The 16,934-nt window shown below is 44.3% G+C and carries 14 protein-coding genes; 8 read left to right on the top strand and 6 right to left on the bottom strand.

Annotation, left to right across the window (positions count from 1 at the left end):
- Positions 1–10: 10 nt before the first annotated feature.
- From GKS34_RS02415 to GKS34_RS02445, 7 genes are all read left to right on the top strand, one after another.
- Positions 11–1,489: a mandelate racemase/muconate lactonizing enzyme family protein gene (locus GKS34_RS02415; protein ID WP_163383209.1), complete on the top strand. Its 1,479-nt coding sequence runs from the start codon at positions 11–13 to the stop codon at positions 1,487–1,489.
- A gap of 105 nt (positions 1,490–1,594) precedes the next feature.
- Positions 1,595–2,530, top strand: coding sequence for an RraA family protein (locus tag GKS34_RS02420; RefSeq protein WP_163383210.1), 936 nt, complete (start codon positions 1,595–1,597; stop codon positions 2,528–2,530).
- Positions 2,531–2,748: 218 nt separating this feature from the next.
- Complete coding sequence (locus GKS34_RS02425; RefSeq protein WP_163383211.1) at positions 2,749–3,891, top strand: YncE family protein; 1,143 nt, start codon at positions 2,749–2,751, stop codon at positions 3,889–3,891.
- 54 nt (positions 3,892–3,945) lie between these two features.
- Positions 3,946–5,832: an aldolase/citrate lyase/malate synthase family protein gene (locus GKS34_RS02430; RefSeq protein WP_163383212.1), complete on the top strand. Its 1,887-nt coding sequence runs from the start codon at positions 3,946–3,948 to the stop codon at positions 5,830–5,832.
- A 24-nt stretch (positions 5,833–5,856) separates the two neighbouring features.
- Complete coding sequence (locus GKS34_RS02435; RefSeq protein WP_163383213.1) at positions 5,857–7,566, top strand: L-lactate permease; 1,710 nt, start codon at positions 5,857–5,859, stop codon at positions 7,564–7,566.
- Between the two features lie 122 nt (positions 7,567–7,688).
- A complete protein-coding gene (locus GKS34_RS02440) occupies positions 7,689–8,330 on the top strand; it encodes a SatD family protein (RefSeq protein WP_163383214.1) in 642 nt (213 codons plus the stop codon).
- Positions 8,327–9,037 (top strand): DUF3307 domain-containing protein, encoded by a 711-nt coding sequence (locus tag GKS34_RS02445; RefSeq protein ID WP_163383215.1) that lies wholly within the window; start codon positions 8,327–8,329, stop codon positions 9,035–9,037. The genes GKS34_RS02440 and GKS34_RS02445 overlap by 4 nt, the downstream gene beginning before the upstream one ends.
- A gap of 105 nt (positions 9,038–9,142) precedes the next feature.
- Here GKS34_RS02445 and GKS34_RS02450 read toward each other — a convergent pair whose 3' ends face one another.
- The 5 genes from GKS34_RS02450 to GKS34_RS02470 all read right to left on the bottom strand — a co-directional run bounded on the left by GKS34_RS02450 (position 9,143) and on the right by GKS34_RS02470 (position 15,632).
- On the bottom strand, positions 9,143–11,635 hold the full coding sequence (locus GKS34_RS02450) for a zinc-dependent metalloprotease (RefSeq protein ID WP_240459164.1): 2,493 nt from the start codon (positions 11,633–11,635) through the stop codon (positions 9,143–9,145).
- A gap of 292 nt (positions 11,636–11,927) precedes the next feature.
- The gene (locus GKS34_RS02455; protein WP_163383216.1) at positions 11,928–13,097 is read right to left on the bottom strand and encodes an FAD-dependent oxidoreductase; all 1,170 of its coding nucleotides are present in this window, start codon (positions 13,095–13,097) and stop codon (positions 11,928–11,930) included.
- A gap of 231 nt (positions 13,098–13,328) precedes the next feature.
- Positions 13,329–14,189 carry a 5-oxoprolinase subunit C family protein gene (locus GKS34_RS02460; RefSeq protein WP_163383217.1) on the bottom strand — a complete coding sequence of 287 codons (861 nt, stop codon included), beginning with the start codon at positions 14,187–14,189 and terminating at the stop codon, positions 13,329–13,331.
- Entirely contained in the window at positions 14,182–14,904 is a 723-nt protein-coding gene (locus tag GKS34_RS02465) for a 5-oxoprolinase subunit B family protein (RefSeq protein WP_163383218.1), read from the bottom strand. Before GKS34_RS02465 ends, GKS34_RS02460 begins: the two co-directional genes overlap by 8 nt.
- Positions 14,901–15,632, bottom strand: a complete 732-nt coding sequence (locus tag GKS34_RS02470) for a LamB/YcsF family protein (RefSeq protein ID WP_163383219.1) — start codon at positions 15,630–15,632, stop codon at positions 14,901–14,903. The genes GKS34_RS02465 and GKS34_RS02470 overlap by 4 nt, the downstream gene beginning before the upstream one ends.
- A gap of 138 nt (positions 15,633–15,770) precedes the next feature.
- On the opposite strand from GKS34_RS02470, the gene GKS34_RS02475 reads away from it, so the two are divergent.
- Entirely contained in the window at positions 15,771–16,331 is a 561-nt protein-coding gene (locus GKS34_RS02475) for a DUF4136 domain-containing protein (protein ID WP_163383220.1), read from the top strand.
- A gap of 14 nt (positions 16,332–16,345) precedes the next feature.
- On the opposite strand, the gene GKS34_RS02480 is transcribed toward GKS34_RS02475, so the two are convergent.
- On the bottom strand, positions 16,346–16,933 hold the full coding sequence (locus GKS34_RS02480; protein ID WP_163383221.1) for a Maf family nucleotide pyrophosphatase: 588 nt from the start codon (positions 16,931–16,933) through the stop codon (positions 16,346–16,348).
- Position 16,934: the final 1 nt, after the last annotated feature.

A 16,934-nucleotide genomic window follows, 5' to 3' on the forward strand; every position in this document is an offset into this window, starting at 1 on the left:
CCAAAATACCATGAAACCAAGCAATAACCCCAAATTCAGAGACCTGTTTTCGCTGCCGGCTACTCCAAAAAACCAACCAGAAACGGTTACTACTGCTTTGCCCGAAAGAAAAATTCCACCAAGGCGAGATTTTCTCCAAAAGGCCGGATTGGGTGGTCTGGGGCTGGGCGCGTTTATGTTCAGTCCCATAGAGGAAACCCTTGCCCGGTCTACTGAAAAAGTAAATCGGTATTCCAGCCCTTCCGATTTGCGCATTACCGATTTGAGGATAGCAGAAGTAGCGGGGGCACCCATGCGATGCCCTATTATCCGGATCGATACCAACCAGGGCATTTACGGATTAGGTGAAGTAAGGGATGGAGCCAGCGCCAGGTATGCTTTGGTACTCAAAAGTAGGATTTTGGGTGAAAACCCCTGTCAGATTGAGCGATTATTCAAAAGAATCAAGTTGTTTGGGAACCACGCCCGCCAGGCAGGTGGGGTTTGCGCCATTGAAATGGCATTGTGGGACCTGGCAGGAAAAGCCTATAATGTGCCCATCTACCAGATGCTGGGAGGTAAATACCGGGATGCTATCCGCTTGTACTCGGATACCACCCAATCCAACGATCCGGAGGTTTTTGCAGAAAGACTCAAAGGCAGGGTGGACAAAGGGTATACATTTTTAAAGATGGATTTTGGTGTTCAGATGGTAAGAAATAATGACGGGTCTGTGGTCAATACCAAAGCCTTCGACAAAGGGAATGCATGGGGATCGGAATATGGTAGTTATGGCAGGACGGCACACCCCTTTACCGGTGTGCAACTTACTGACAAAGGTATTCAGGAAATGGTGGCCTATGTGGCAGCAGTCAGAGATAAAGTAGGATACGACATACCGCTGGCGGCTGATCATTTCGGGCACTTTGATTACAAAGAGTGCATTCGGCTTGGTGAGGCTCTGGAGCCATACAGGTTGGCCTGGCTGGAGGACATGGTGCCCTGGTTTTATACCGAAAAATGGAAACAAATAACCGATGCCATCAAAACGCCAACCCTAACCGGAGAGGATATTTTTCTAAAAGAAGAATTTATCAAACTAATTGACGCAAGAGCAATAGACATGATCCAGCCGGATCTTGCGTCCTCTGGAGGGATTTTGGAAACCAAGAAAATCGGAGATTACGCGGAAGAAAAGGGTATTCCGATGGCCATGCATTTCGCCGGAACGCCGGTATCTTTTATGGCAAATATTCACTGTGCTGCGGCTACCGAAAACTTCCTGGCCCTGGAACATCATTCAGTAGACATACCCTGGTGGGAAGATATGGTGAAAAGCATTCCCAAACCGTTGGTGGTAGATGGCTTTGCTAAAGTTCCCGAAGGACCGGGCTTGGGTGTGGAATTAAATGAAGATGTTATTAAAGAGCATTTGGTAGAAGGTACCGAGTACTTTGCACCCACTGAAGAGTGGAATACTGACCGGTCAAACGACCGCTGGTGGAGTTAGAGAGCAGTGAGTAAAGCCAACCTCTCCTGTAAATTAGCTAGTGGGCGGGTTGTTTTATTACGTTCTTTTCCACAAATTGACATTAAAAAACCAATTAAATAGAAAATGATGAAGAAAATAGCACTTGTTTGTTTCGTTTGCCTCCTGATTAGTAGCGTTCAGGGAATTTCGCAACAAATTACACCTACTCCCGAACAAATCCGCGCCTTGACCTCGGAATGGGATGGGGAGCGCTTTCCGGATGGAAGGCCTAAAATTTCCGATGAGTTGCTCGAAAGGCTGAAAGCAATTTCCATGGAGGAAGCCTGGGGAATTCTTCGAAATAAAGGATATAACAATCAGTTTGAAAATGACTGGATTATCCTGCATGAAGATGAGGTAATGACGGGTAGGGCGGTTACGGCCCAGTACATGCCTTTCAGAGAAGATGTAAATAACCTGGTTAAGGAAATAGGCAAGGAAGAAGGCAGGGCCCAATCAGGAGGAACCAATTCCTGGCCCATTGATGCGCTCGTAGAAGGAGATGTATATGTGGCGGACGGATACGGGAAAATTGTCGACGGCACCTTAATTGGGGATAATTTGGGAAATGCCATTTATGCCAATTCAAAAAATGGCGTGATCTTTAACGGGTCAGTCCGGGATATGGCAGGACTGAGTGAAATTGAGGGGTTTAATCTCTGGGTCAAAGGCCATGATCCTTCCTATATTCAGGAAATGATGCTCAGTACCATTAATTATCCGATTCGTATGGGCAGAGCCATCGTTTTACCAGGAGATGCGGTTCTTGCCAATAAATGGGGAGTCATTTTTATTCCCTCCCAACTGGTTTCTGAGTTGGTGATTAACGCTGAATTTACAGGTTTAAGAGATCAGTTTGGCCATCAACGATTGCGGGAACAAAAGTATACGGCCGGGGAAATTGACAGCCGATGGAGTGATACTATTAAAGAAGATTTCCTTAATTGGCTTGACGATAAGCAAGACCTGCCCATGAGTCGGGAAGAATTGGATGCATATTTGAAAGATAGAAACTGGTAATCTGATTTTTGAAACTCAACTTGCCTTTCCTGGACTGATGTAACTAATAGGTAAGCTCGATTAGCTGCCAGTTATTAATTTTGATGTTTTGGAAATAAGAATCAGTACCATTTAAGAGATACAGGGGTTTTCTTTAGTGAGAATCCCTGTTTTTTTGTGGATACTTATTTCAATTTAATTATCTTGGATTTCTTGAACAAACCGAACCCAATATACCCATGACCTGTCGAAAGCTATTCCTCCGCATTGCCTTGATTTTGATTGTATTTTTATCCGGGCTGCCGTTGACATATTCCACCACAATGTCTGGTGAGAAAAAGCCAACCTTGCAAAAACCCAAAAAATACCTGTATGTAGCGGTGCCAGGAATAAGGAATTACCTGGGGTATGGGGGGCACGGTATATTGGTCTTTGATATGGAGGAGGGACATCGTTTTGTAAAAAGGATTCCCATGCAGGGTTTTTCCTCCAGTGGAAAGCCCTCCAATGTAAAAGGAATAGACGTCAGCATCCCACTGAACAGTTTGTTTATAAGTACCCTGGAAGGTGTACAGCGATTAGACCTGAAAACCGAAAAAATCATTTGGGAAATCGCTTATGAAGGAGGGGCCGACCGCATGTCGATATCCCCAGATGGGTTGACGATGTATTTACCCTCCCTGGAAAAAGATTTTTGGAATGTGGTAAGCTGTGAAACGGGTGAAATAATTACTACCATTCAGGTATATGACCGGGCTCACAACACAATTTATGGTCCCTCTGGTAAGTTTGCCTACATGGCGGATATAAGTTCTCCCTTTCTTCATGTAGCCGATACCCGGACACATACTGTAACTAAAAAAATTGGCCCTTTTTCTCATGGCATCCGTCCATTTACGATTAACAGCGATGAATCCCTGGTTTTCGTCAACGTAAACGAGCTGCTAGGTTTTGAGGTGGGTGACCTGAATACAGGAGAGGTAAAGGCTGCCATCCAGGTGGAGGGCTGGGATAAGGGTCCGGTCAGGCGACATGGAAATCCCAGCCATGGTATAGGCTTGACGCCGGATGAGAAAGAAATATGGATCAGTGATGGGCACAACATGAGAATGCATGTTTTTCAGGCCTTTCCACCTTACCAGCAACTGACCACCATACCGCTTCAGGACATGCCGGGATGGATTACTTTCAGTTTAGATGGCCGGTATGCCTATCCTTCCAGTGGGGAGGTAATCGATGTCGAAACCCGAAAAATCCTTCACTTGCTTCAAGACGAACACCACAATTACGTGGCGAGCGAAAAAATGATCGAGTTGCATGTGGCAGACGGAACCGTGGTAGCGGCAGGAGATCAATTCGGACTTGGAAGGAAAAACCTTTAATTAGGACGCAAATAGAAATCTTATAACCTCAATCAACGCTTTTTAAAAACAATTATGAGCAACGCTGAAATTAGTATTCGGGATAACCTGAAAGAAACGTATGAAGATGTCTACACTAAAGAAGTATTGGATGCACTGAAAGCCCTGGCTCCTTTTAACCAGGAAGTGAAAAAGCTAATGGATATCCGGCTACGTAGGAGAAATGAGCGAGCGCTAAAAGGCAAACGAATAGATTTTTTAAATCCTGATACCAATATTCCTGGAACCAATATAAAAGTAAAAGACGCCAGAGAAGGGAATTTTGAAGGAGCTGCTATTCCAAAAGACCTGGAGCGGCAATGGATACAAGGAACCGGGCCCGGAGCTAAGCCCAATGCAACGCTGGAAAGCAGCATTCGGAACGTGGCCTATGCGCTCTTATCTGGAGCAGATGGTTGGATGTTTGATGGGGAAGATGCGCTTGGACAAGTGAGTACCATGTCCCTGGACAATCAACGCAACCTTAAATTGGCCATTCACGATTCACCGGTGTTTCTGGAGGTTGCCGAGAAGGTAGCCTCTCAAATGAACAGTTGGAGTGAGGGGTTTTTCAATGAGGAAAAAATTTCTAATTGGCGAGAGCAGTTAAAATTTACCACAAAAATTTTCCGGGCAAGGGGCCTTCACCTGGATGACAGGCATTTGCGGCTTTCGAATGGATCTTCCTTTTCAGCGTCTATTGCTGACCTAACTTTGTATGTAGCAAATAACTACCGGGCCTTGATGGGTGCAGGCTCTTCGGTGGTGCTTTATTTGCCGAAGATTCAAACGGCGGAAGAGGCCGGGCTTTGGAATAAAATGATCAGCGCTCTTGAAGCCCATTTGGGATTGCCTGTGGGAACCGTCAAAGTATACGTACTGGTAGAGCAATTGGAAGCGACGTTCCAATTGATGGAAATAAGGGCTGTACTTGGAAAGCATTTTATAGGATATAATACCGGGCGCTGGGATTACATAAATAGCGTTTCGGATGCCCTTTTTTGGGACAAGGATTTTATCAACCCCAACATTGAGTCCATAGGTATGACCTATGGTTACATGAGAAATTATGAGGACAGGGTTCGGAGGGCAGTAAATACTCCGGATGCATTTGGGAATTTTGCGCTTTGGCAAGGAGGAATGGAGCCAAATATTCCTGTAGGATCGAAAGAGGGTGTTCGTTCCAGCATGGAAAAAGCCCTGGCAGGAGCTGAACGGGAACAACGGGAAGGGGCAAGTGGAAAATGGGTAGCCCATTGGAAAATGGTGCATATCGTACGACCCGTTTGGCAAAAGAAGGGTACCCCCAACCAGATGGGAAGGCAATTTGAGGCCCTGAGCTATGACGCCGAAGATGCTGCAGGATTGATGTTACTGGAAGAAGCACCGAGAACGGTTCGCGGAGCAAGAAACCTGCTGAGTGTCGGTTTGCAATATGGGAATGCCTTTGGCCAGGGAATGCAGGCGGCTGCATTAAAGCCTGCAGACTTTTTTGGGAATGACGATGTGTTGTACCTCATGGAGGACATGGCCACGGGCGAAATCCGCCTTAGTATACTTTGGGAGTGGTTGCATAAAGAGGCAGTGATCACCGAAGATGATCCCGAATCAGGAGTTCAGAAAGGGGATGTTTTCACCTTGAAACTGTTTCATAAATTACTTGAGGAGGAGTACAATAAGTTACTGGAAGCCAATGATAAAGACGTTTATGAGTCATCCAAAACTTCCACCTTGCCCATAGCTAAAAGGATTGTGGAAGTATACGTTACGGAGACAACGAAGATCCCTTGGTTTATAGACCTATTAAATATTAACCTCAATAATTTTGATCTTAAAGAAGCGGAAAAGAGAATCAGTCAGTATGTCAAAAGGCTAAAAGAAAAAGGTCAGCGAATTACCGAAAACATGGATTTTACTGTCTAACTTCTTCTATCAACCTTGCCTGCCATGTCTTCCGATCTGATGTTTCTCCTTGCGATATGCCCCATTTTGATTGCGGGGCTAATGCTGGTTGGTTTTAGACTCCCAGCCAGAACTACGCTGCCCATTACGTTTTTTCTAACGGTGATCGTGGCTTATGTTTTCTGGGAAATGGCCTTCAGGACCATTCTGGCATCCGTGCTACAAAGTTTTTTTATCACGTTTGACATTCTATACATAGTCTTTGCAGCAATCCTGCTGCTTCACTTTCTCAAATACTCGGGTGGAGTGGATACTATCCGAAGTGGTTTTCAGGGAATCAGTGGAGACAAAAGGGTACAGGTTATCATTATTGTCTGGCTTTTTGGTTCATTTATCGAAGGGTCAGCTGGATTCGGAACACCAGCTGCTATTGTCGCACCCTTGCTTGTTGCATTGGGATTTCCGGCTCTGGCTGCGGTGATTTTGGGAATGATGGTGCAAAGTACGGCCGTTACCTTCGGTGCCGTAGGGACTCCGATTCTTGTTGGAGTCAGAGGAGGTCTGGAAAACCCGGATTTGATGGAAAGGTTGGATCTTCTGGGTTGGGAGTTTTCGGAAGTATTGCTTGCCGTGACTGCCAATGCAGCCATTATTCATGCTTTGGTGGGGACACTGATGCCATTTTTGATGGTTTTGATGCTCTGTAGGTTCTTTGGAAAAAACAGGTCCTGGAAAGAGGGGTTTCAGCTTTTTCCTTTTTCTTTGTTTGCGGGTTTGGCATTTACCCTGCCGTATTTGTTAACCGGGCTCTATCTGGGCCCCGAATTCCCTTCCCTGATTGGTTCGCTACTTGGTTTAGCCGTGGTGGTTACGGCAGCAAAAAGGGGATTTTTGATTCCCAAAAAGTCCTGGGATATCGAACCGGAAGCTAATTGGCCGGAAGCTTGGAAAGGAAGTTTGAATATCTCAACCAGCAAGTTGGATTCTCCCGTAGCGGGAGAGCGCATATCCTTCGTAAAGGCCTGGATGCCCTACCTTTTGCTAGCCGGTTTGTTGGTCCTCAGCCGGTTACCACAACTTCCGTTTAAAGAGTGGTTGAATAGCTTTTCGGTCGGAATGGAAGGGATTTTGGGGACAGAGATTGCCGCCAGTAGTACACCGCTATACCTGCCAGGAACCCTGCTTCTGTTAGTCTGTTTCATCACCTATTTTCTTCATTCGATGAATGGTTCCATGGTTCGGTCGGCTTTTTTCGATAGCGGACGCATGATTGCCAAGGCTGGTATTGTGCTGCTCTTTGCTGTAGCCATGGTCCGGGTTTATATTAATTCGGGCGAAAATATTTCCGGCCTTACCAGTATGCCCATTTTAATGGCCGCATGGACGGCGGATAAAGTCGGTATGATCTATCCTTTTTTCGCCCCTATGATTGGCGCTCTGGGTGCCTTTATTGCTGGAAGTAATACCGTAAGTAATCTGATGTTTAGCCTTTTTCAATACGGGGTGGCGGATAATTTGGGAATGGCGCCTACTTGGATTTTGGCCTTGCAGGCAGTAGGTGCTGCCGCTGGCAATATGATCGCCATTCACAATGTGGTAGCAGCCTCTGCTACGGTAGGACTATTGGGGAAGGAGGGGAGTGTCTTGAGAAAAACTATTTTTCCAACCCTTTACTACCTGATATTTACCGGTTTAATTGGGCTGATTCTTATAGGCCTCTTGGGGGTGGTAGATCGGTTTTTGATCAATGTTTGAATAATATCACCTTTTTAGATGATAAATTTGATTATCATCTAAATAAATGATATATTGAAATATCATTTAAATACATGATAATTTTATATATCACTTAAATACCTGATATATTGTATTTTCGTTTGAAGAATAGATACACGCAGTCCCATATGATGGCCATTATAACAGGAGATATTAAGGGTTCCAGAAAAGTGTCGGCAGACCTGTGGATGAAGACCCTAAAAGAGGAATTGAATACCTGGGGAAAACCTGTAGAAGACTGGGAAATATACCGGGGAGATAGTTTTCAGCTAAAGATTAAAAAACCGGAGGACCTGCTCCAGGCGTCCATTCGGTTGAAGGCAGCGATCAGGTCCATAGATCCCTTGGATTGCCGGATGGGAATGGGGATTGGAACAGAGGATTTTAAATCAAAGCGCCTATTGGAAAATAACGGTACCGCCTACATTCATTCCGGGGATGCTTTTGGAAAATTATCTGACAACCATCAGAGTTTACTGCTGAAAACCTCCGATGCAGAATTTGATGAAGAAATTAACCTGATGTTAAAAATGAGTCTGGCAGTGATGAACAATTGGACATGCAATTCAGCAAGGATGGTATACCTGGCATTGACCTATCCCGAAAAATCCCAAACTCAGCTGGGAGGTATGGAAGGGATAAGCCAACATGCGGTAAGTGCTCGCTTATCCAGGGCGTATTTTGATCTGACCCAATCTTTTTTGGCTTATTTTCCAAAACGACTGAAAAGAAGTTTGCCATGATCTTGCTTACAAAGTTAATTCTAGCCCATTTGTTAGGTGATTTTTTGTTGCAACCAGGTTCATGGGTAAAAGCAAAAGAAACCAAAAAACTTCGGGCAATTCCGCTATACCTGCACCTACTAGTACATGGCATTCTTATACTGGTGCTAGTAGCCGACCTTGAATTCTGGCCTTATCTGCTGGCTATTGTACTGGGCCACGGAATCATTGACATGGTAAAGATTCAAGCACAAAAGCCCGGTACCCGAAGGTATTGGTTTTTTGTCGATCAGGGAGCACACCTGATTACCTTGTTACTGGCAGTTGGCCTGTATGACTCCTCCCTGATTCCGGAAGTGTCCTTTTCCGAAAAGTATTGGTTACTGACTACCTTGGGTGTATTTTTAACGCTGCCTTCGTCGGTAATTATCCAAACCATCATATCTAAATGGACCCCATTATCGGATGATACCGAAAGCTCTTTGGATAAGGCCGGGCAGTATATCGGGATTATGGAACGATTGTTTGTTTTTGCTTTCATATTATCCGGGAGGTGGGAAGCTATTGGCTTTTTAGTGGCGGCCAAATCGGTATTCCGGTTTGGGGACCTGCGTCAATCCAAGGATAGAAAGTTGACGGAATACATACTGATAGGAACCTTGTTAAGTTTTGGTTTAGCCATTGTATGTGGCCTGTTGTACGATCAATGGCAATTGATTTACCCCTAAAATAATCTAGTTGACAAAAAAAGGAGGAGGTAACCTACCTCCTCTTTTCCTTTCCAACTTATTGTAGATAAAAAAATTAACCCTAGTTAATAACTGGAAACAGATTTAATAATAAAAGCAGGAGGACATTCCATTTTCCTCCATTTGCCCAATAGGTGCTCCTGCGGGAGCGGATAGCGGTTCCAGAATCATTATTTTATCCTCTGGATTTAATTTAAATTTTTCCAATTGATCCAGGCAATAATCCCAATGGGCTTTTTGGGCAAAATCACTGGTACGCTGCTCCAGCATCCAGTCTTTTAATTCCTCTGTTTTAGCCAAAGAAATGGCCTTCACCTGCGCACTGCCTGCAGGTTGGGTGGCTAATTCCATCAAATGCTGGAGTACCAATTTATCCACGGACCGTTTTATCTCCGCCTGATAGCCTGTGCTGGCAGGAGTTAGCCAGGTAGCTTCCAATATGAGATCAATATATTCGTCCAATCGGAGTTGATTATCATCCAGGGCGCTTTGACTTATCAGACGGGATGCTCTCTCCGGATGAAAGAGAAAGGATAAGGTGTGATGGGCAGCAATTTCTGCAGGGGCGATGGGATCAAATACCAAACCTGTATGCCTTTTGAAAACTTCTCTCGAATCAGGATTATAGCCAAAAGGCCTCGGAGGAAGTTGCTCCAGAATAGTCGTTGGAATGGTCAAGGTGACGGGTTTTAATGTGAGCAGCAATTGATTCAGGGCCTCCAATTGCTTATCGCGAGAGACTACCTGGTGGCGTTCCATAGAATCTCCTTTCAAAGCATACCCATACCTAACGCCTCCGATTACTTTAGCAGCAGCCTCCACCTGATACCGGTGTATGAGATAGAGGGGTACCAAAAGCTCTTCCAGTTTGGCCAGGGGTGTTCCTGTTGGAATCATTTTTGGGCCAAAATCGTCCAATGCAATTTCTCTAATTTCCAGGGTATTTTGTAGTTCCTCAACCGGGTCGCTTCCATTGTCCCAGAGATGGGTTTCCGGATGGGCCGATCCTGCCGGCCTTGCATCCTGATCCGAGAGAAAATCCAATCCCTCTTCCCGGTATTCCCGGACCCATTGGTCAAAAACTATCTGCTCATCCATGCCGGTGGGAATGGTGCTGTAGGCCATTTTAATTGCCGCAATATCCCAGCTTCCGATGCCTTCCGCGTAGGCATTGGAAAGGTCAATGACTCCATTATTAATTGAAAGGGTAGGGTGAGGGTAATCCATTACCGACGTTCTTCCTTTGGCACTAGCAATGTAATTATGGGGCAATCCCAGCGTGTGGCCCACTTCATGCGCTGCCAGCTGTCTCATTCGGGCCAATGCGAGATCCATCATGGCTTTATTATTAGGGTTGGGGGCATCGAAATCGCCAGCTAGCGCCTGCGCTATCAGGTAATCCTGGCGTACCCGTAATGACCCGAGGGTAACCTTTCCCTTTATGATTTCTCCGGTTCGGGGATCAGTTACGCCACCGCCATAGGACCAACCTCTGCTAGATCGGTGCACCCATTGTACCAGGTGGTACCGTACATCCATTGGATCGGCATCTTCGGGGAGCAATTTAACCTGAAAAGCATCTATAAACCCGGCAGCTTCAAAAGCATCAGCCCACCAGGACGTGCCGTCCATTAATGCCGTACGAATGGGCTCGGGGGTGCCGGGATCTATGTAGTACACAATGGGTTGCTCTACCTCACTAATCGCTGCCTCTGGATTTTTTTTAACCAGACGATGTCTTCGAAGGATCCTTTTTTCAAGGTTCTGGTCCACCGGAGTAGAGTAATCGTAATAACTGAGACCATTTACCCCAGCCCTTGGATCAAAGGTCCGAATTTCAAATCCAGGCTCCGGTAAGGCCACAAAGGAATGGTGGATATGTAGCTGGATGGCGTTGGGGTCCGGCACAATTTGCCGGATAAAATTTCCAGGCTGGTCGCCGGTAAACGTAATGCTGGCCTCAATCTCTGTATTTTCAGGAAAACTTTTGGTTTTTGGTTTGTAAAGTGCTGACCGGGAGGGGTCAATTTTGTAGGTTCCTTGTCCCGAACGCTTTATGGCACCAGCTGCCTGTATGGCATCTTGTAAAAAGAAATCTGTTCCATCTACCAGAATTCGGCTATTTTCTTTGGAAATTATTTTGAAACCCCACAAGACAGAGGGGGCAAAAGACTCCTTTACAGCTTGTTTTTCCGTTGGGTTAGAGGAAGAAGCTCTATATGTATAGTTTTCGGATTGCATCAGTAACTTATCGCCGACAGGGACAAACCGAATAACATGAGCAGCTCCTATTCTTCCCCTGTCAAGTCCAATATCATTAGAGCCTAGTCCAGAAGCCAGGGAAGGGTAATAAAGTAGTTCCCTCTCATCATCGGGAATAGCCATCCATACGTTCCCTTTTTCCGAATCCCAGTAAAGGTCAATTAGTCCGGGCATTTTTTCCATTTCCCCGGTTATCCCAGATAGGTTGCCCGGGGTGTCATTTGGAGTTACTGTGCCCTGTGCAGGCACTGGCTGACTTTGCAAAAAGAAGCAAAATAGTAGTCCGACAAGTAGCGAATTTTTTAATTTGATCATCTCAATTAGGGTTAGTTAGCTATAAAAATAAAAAGTGTAATCGCAAAATCGCAATCAACCTGGTGAATTTTCTACGGCAATGAATGCATCTTGAGAACCGCAGGTATTCCAGAATAACCCTAATCTATTGATTGAAAATAATATGCGTGGAAAAGGCTTCAGTACCAACCTTCGCAGGCCTAAAAAATGGTTTTTCAATATTTTTTTCATAGATTTGAAATGAATTAGTTGTTAGTGGCTAAGTTCAATTTGAGGAGGCTCCGGGCCCTAACCTGGAGTTTCCTCTCTTTTTCTATCCCTTAAGTCTGTCCATCATGGCTTCAACGGTTGTAAGAAATTTGTCTTTCACAGCCGGATCAGGGCTGGTATCCCAGTTACCTTCTATATGGTTCCCACCTAACATGATGCCATCTCTTCTTGGAATAACATAAACTCCGGACATATTCGCCCTGTAATTTAATTCCGGTTGGGGGATAAGGAAACATAATTGACCCGAAACCGGAAGCATGTCTTCGTCGCCAAATAGTTTCATTGACCCAAGTCCCGTACAGTTTACAATGCACTTTTCCGGCAAGGAATCGACATCTTCTATCCGGTTAAATTCTTTTATTTCAAGTTTACCTCCTGTAAGTAAAAAATCGTTGGTAAGCATTTTCAGGTAGGAGGGTATGTTGAAAATGGTAGTGGGATTTTTAGTGACATTTTTGAATTTAAATGGATTTTCTCTTCGGGATAGTGGTTCTCCTTTGGGGTAAAAATCCATTTCTTCTGTGATCAGACCGTCCTTTAAGCCGGGACCAGTAGGTTTCGCCTCGCTATTGGTATTGCTGGTAGTTTTAATGCTGTAATTGTCCATCCAGTTAACCACCTGATTCAATCCCAGCATTCGCTGATAGGTATAATACGAATGGAAATAGGCCCGTTCGAATTTTTCCTGAAATTCCGGGGTAATTTTACCAGGTTCAATTAATTTATGCGAAGGAGACCAGGTTCCGGTAGCCATGGCGGAAGTGACATTTGGATAGACATCTTTGGTATATATGGTTACCTGATATCCTTTATTCTGCAGGGTTCTGGCCGTAGAAAGACCCAACACTCCGCATCCCATTACCCCAATTTTTTTTAAACCTGGATCTTGAGGGACCAATTCACAGGCGAGCATGGCAGAACCCCAGGATAAGGACCACCCGCTTCCACCATGTCCATAATTATGGATTAGTAATTTATTTCCAAATTCCTGTGCTTCTATTCTGGGACCGGATCGGCGAAAAGGCCTCAGACCCACACTCTCTTTTATCACACGGGAGGAGGAAACCTTGACCTCTGGCAATCGTACTTTTTTCAGGATTTCAAAATTACCGTTATTGGCCAGGGGCTCTGCTAACAAACTATTGCTGAAACAGCCTGTTCCCAGGGCAGCAAGTCCAACTTTTCGGATAAAATCCCTTCTTGGCTCAATCATTTCAATGTGGTTAAAGTGGTAATCGGATTTGGTTGAAATGGGTTTATTGAAATGTAGCCGAGTAGACCTGGTTAAATTTTAAATCAATATTATCAAATAAATCAATAAAAATCAAAAATAGGGGTAAAATTTTAATTACAATAATGTTTAATATTAGTAAATATTAAAATATTGGCTGATAAAATAACTTCTATCCGGTCAAGGAATGCCATTGAAAGTAGTTAGCATAACTTATTTTGGGATGTCAATTAATTGAAACCGGAAGTTTTCACCAGGCCTCAATTGGGCGAGAGTGCCTATTGACTGTTGGGGTAGTTGTAATACCCGATGGTAACCCCCTGTTACCTGAGCATCCAACATCAGTACGATTAATTTACCAGAAGATGTTAATTGAACGGTTCCAGGATAAACAGGTGTGGTTATCACTTCCTTCAACGAATGGGTAATTTCCTCTACCAGATGGATTCCCATTCGGTTTTGCTCTGTAGAAAGGGTGAAAATGCCGGTATTTAATTTGGCCTGTTGATTAGGTGAAAGCAAGGAAAAGGAAGGCCCTTTGAAGGCAGGAAGGACAGGTGAGTAGGTGAGTATGCTCGGTTTTACCTTTGCATGTAAAGGCGGTATGTTTTTTTGTGAAGCCTGATAAAGTACTTCCTCCCCGGCAGAAAACCGGCTTTTCCTGGTTATTCCCGGATAAAAACTTTGGCTACCCATTACGGTTTGGGAAAGAAAAGATCCATTGATAGCCAGGTAGGCCCATTGACCGTTCCGGAAACGGGATAAGGTCAGTTTTTTTCCTTTGGGTACTTCGATCAGTTCATTGGTATGATAGGATTTGTTTTCGCAGCATATTTTGCAAGAGGCTCCGGTTACGACTAGCTGGCATAGGGAGTCAAAGACCATTTCCAGGTCACCCATGTAGATCTCAAGGCAGGCATCTGCAGGGGATTTTCGCATTAAATGATTGGCAAGTAAAAAGGAGTTCTTGTCCATTGGTCCCGACAGGGGCACACCTAATGCTGCATATGCAGGTCTCCCCAGGTCCTGAATTGTGGTCAATATTCCTGCTTTTTCCAATTTCAACTTAGCCATTTTCCTCCCATTTTTTCCAGGAAAAGTTTTCTTTTCGTTTCAATTCTTTAAAATAGGGAAGGGAAATAGATTCGAAGCGGATGGCATCACCTGGGCGAAAAGGAACTCTTAATCCACCCTCGCTAAAAAAAGAGACGGGAGTTCGGCCCACTACGTACCAGCCCCCTGGACTATCCATAGGATAAACGCCGGTTTGGCTTCCTCCGATGGCCACCGAACCGGCCGGGATCTTTCGATCAGGAGTGGCTTTCCGGGGGATATGAAGTTTTTTTTCCAAGCCTCCCAGGTACATAAACCCCGGTAAAAAACCGTAGAAATACAAACGGTAGCTATTTTCTGTGTGTATTTCGATAAAATCTTCCAATCCGATGGACTTTTTTTTCAAGTAACCTTCGAGCTCTGGAACCAACTTCAGGTCATAGCAAACCGGTAGTTTCCAGGTCCTGAAACCCGAAGGAATAAATCCGGATTGAAGAGTTTCTTCCAGAACAGATTTTAACTCGCTGATACAGGTTGTTGCATCCTGGCCTGTTGCTAGCTGTATCCCCAGGACCTGGTATCCCTGACACATGCGTAGGATTTTACCTGCCCACTTTTCGTTAATAATTCCTTTTATGGCCAGGATCTCAAATAAGATGCCTTCACTGATTTTTTCCGGCCAATGGATTTCCAGGATGTCTGAACTTATGGCAATTATCTGAACAGGATGATTCATGGCTTTTTGGTTTCGCTGATTTTACGGGCTACCAATTTTACGATTTGTACGGCCAAAGGATGGTCTCCGTGTACACAGATCGTATCTGCTTTAACCGGTAAGCATTCCCCACCAATTGTCTTCACCTGCTGAGCTTGCAGAAACAAGGAAACTTGTTGCTCAATTTCGGATAAAGTTTTCAAAACGGCCTTGTGATCTTTTCTGCTCAACAATTGAATGGGCGACTGATAACGCCGGTCAGCAAAAACTTCGTAAGCAATGGGCACCTTTCTAAGCTTGGCAGCTATGGCAATGGCAGAGCCAAAAGGGGCGTAAATCATTTTACCTGGAAACTCACGCTGTACAAAATGAACCAATTTCTCTGCCAAATTGCCATTGGTGAGGCTTTCCAGATACAGGGCACCATGAAATTTAATATGGTGAAGTGGTACTTTCCATTCGTCAGTCATCCGTTTTACAATACGGATCTGCATGGAAAGGCTGTTTTGTAACGTATCAAAATCAATTGCGAGGGGCACTCTCCCAAAATTCTCCCTGTCCGGGTAGGAGGGGTGAGCACCGACCTTAACCTCGTATTTTTTGGCCAATTTTACAGTATCTCTGACACTACTTTCATTACCGGCATGTCCTCCGCAAGCAATATTACAACTTCCTAAATGGGGCATAATTAACTTGTCAGTCTCCAAGCCTTCACCCAAATCACAGTTAATGTCCCAAGTTTTTTCCATCACTCAAAAGGCTTGCACATGCTATTTATGGGTTGAAAACACCTTTGTTGAAATTCCTGAATAAGATCATTTTATCGGCCTTTATACAACATTCTTTATTTGATTTTCGTCTTGAAGGTAAAAATTAAGGGACAAATTATGAAATATACATTCAGCATTGTGATCATATCCACATTGATTTGGGCTACTTCTTGCAGTCCGGTGCGGGTATTTTTGGAGAAAAATGAAGTGGCAAGCGTTGAAGACTATCAAACCTTTTTTGTAATCAATCAATATTATGACAAAGTAGCCTTTGAATCTCCGGTACTGGAGGACAACCTTCAACACCGGCTCACGGAAGGTATGAAATCGTTTGGTTTTGAACAGGATATGGAAAAGCCGGATTTAATCGTCCGTTACAATACCAATTTGACAGATCGTCAAAAAGAAGTTAATTCCACTCCCATGATGAGTCCTTATTATGGAATGGGCATGTACAACCCCTGGATGATGCCCTATGGATTCGGTAATAGTGGATTTAGAGTAGAAAATTACGATATGGGAGAACTTGTTGTGGATTTTATAGACACCAAACAAGATAAGGTCGTGTTGCGCATCAGTGCCGTTGGGGAAATCACCAAACCTCAGCAAAAAAGCAAGAACCTACAAACTTCTGTGGATAAAATCCTAAAAGAGTTTTCAAAGAAAATTGCAACCTAATTGGTACTATGGTTTTAGTACAGTAACTCATAAGTTGTTTTAAGTTGTTGATAAACCTTATGAACGGGGAGTCCCATGACTGTATAGTAGGACCCTTGAATACTACTGATTCCAATTAAACCGATCCAATCCTGGATGCCGTATCCTCCCGCTTTATCAAACGGTTGAAAGTTCTTAATGTAATATTTGATTTCAATGTCATCTAGCGGAGAAAAATCAACCCGGGTGCAATCTGAAATGAGGATCTTGTGCTGCAGGTCACGGATGCATACACCGGTAATGACCTCATGGGGTTTTCCCTGAAGAAGTTGTAGCATTTCCCGGGCCTCCTGTGGTGTAGCGGGTTTATTTAAAATCTGGTTTTCGGAAATAACAGTCGTATCGGCGGTTATCAAAACCTCCTCATCATACAGGTAAGGCAAATAAGCATCTGCTTTTTTTTCAGCAAGAAATTCAGCCACTGCCATTTTATCAAGGCTTTCCGGAAAGGCTTCATCCGTATCCAGGGTTTTGACTGAGAATGAGAAGCCCATTTCTTTCAATAACTGCTGTCTTCTGGGTGATTTTGAAGCAAGTACAAGTGATTTATTTTTAATTTCCATA

The sequence above is a fragment of the Cyclobacterium jeungdonense genome (assembly GCF_010994275.1).
Taxonomy (GTDB): domain Bacteria; phylum Bacteroidota; class Bacteroidia; order Cytophagales; family Cyclobacteriaceae; genus Cyclobacterium; species Cyclobacterium jeungdonense.

What these genes read in the sequence shown, in the direction of transcription:
- GKS34_RS02415 (WP_163383209.1), top strand. Translation starts at nt 11, where the DNA reads ATGAAACCAAGCAATAACCCCAAATTCAGAGACCTGTTTTCGCTGCCG.
- GKS34_RS02420 (WP_163383210.1), top strand. Translation starts at nt 1,595, where the DNA reads ATGATGAAGAAAATAGCACTTGTTTGTTTCGTTTGCCTCCTGATTAGT.
- GKS34_RS02450 (WP_240459164.1), bottom strand. Translation starts at nt 11,635, where the DNA reads ATGATCAAATTAAAAAATTCGCTACTTGTCGGACTACTATTTTGCTTC.
- GKS34_RS02430 (WP_163383212.1), top strand. Translation starts at nt 3,946, where the DNA reads ATGAGCAACGCTGAAATTAGTATTCGGGATAACCTGAAAGAAACGTAT.
- GKS34_RS02435 (WP_163383213.1), top strand. Translation starts at nt 5,857, where the DNA reads ATGTCTTCCGATCTGATGTTTCTCCTTGCGATATGCCCCATTTTGATT.
- GKS34_RS02475 (WP_163383220.1), top strand. Translation starts at nt 15,771, where the DNA reads ATGAAATATACATTCAGCATTGTGATCATATCCACATTGATTTGGGCT.
- GKS34_RS02480 (WP_163383221.1), bottom strand. Translation starts at nt 16,933, where the DNA reads ATGGAAATTAAAAATAAATCACTTGTACTTGCTTCAAAATCACCCAGA.
- GKS34_RS02445 (WP_163383215.1), top strand. Translation starts at nt 8,327, where the DNA reads ATGATCTTGCTTACAAAGTTAATTCTAGCCCATTTGTTAGGTGATTTT.
- GKS34_RS02455 (WP_163383216.1), bottom strand. Translation starts at nt 13,097, where the DNA reads ATGATTGAGCCAAGAAGGGATTTTATCCGAAAAGTTGGACTTGCTGCC.
- GKS34_RS02460 (WP_163383217.1), bottom strand. Translation starts at nt 14,189, where the DNA reads ATGGCTAAGTTGAAATTGGAAAAAGCAGGAATATTGACCACAATTCAG.
- GKS34_RS02465 (WP_163383218.1), bottom strand. Translation starts at nt 14,904, where the DNA reads ATGAATCATCCTGTTCAGATAATTGCCATAAGTTCAGACATCCTGGAA.
- GKS34_RS02425 (WP_163383211.1), top strand. Translation starts at nt 2,749, where the DNA reads ATGACCTGTCGAAAGCTATTCCTCCGCATTGCCTTGATTTTGATTGTA.
- GKS34_RS02470 (WP_163383219.1), bottom strand. Translation starts at nt 15,632, where the DNA reads ATGGAAAAAACTTGGGACATTAACTGTGATTTGGGTGAAGGCTTGGAG.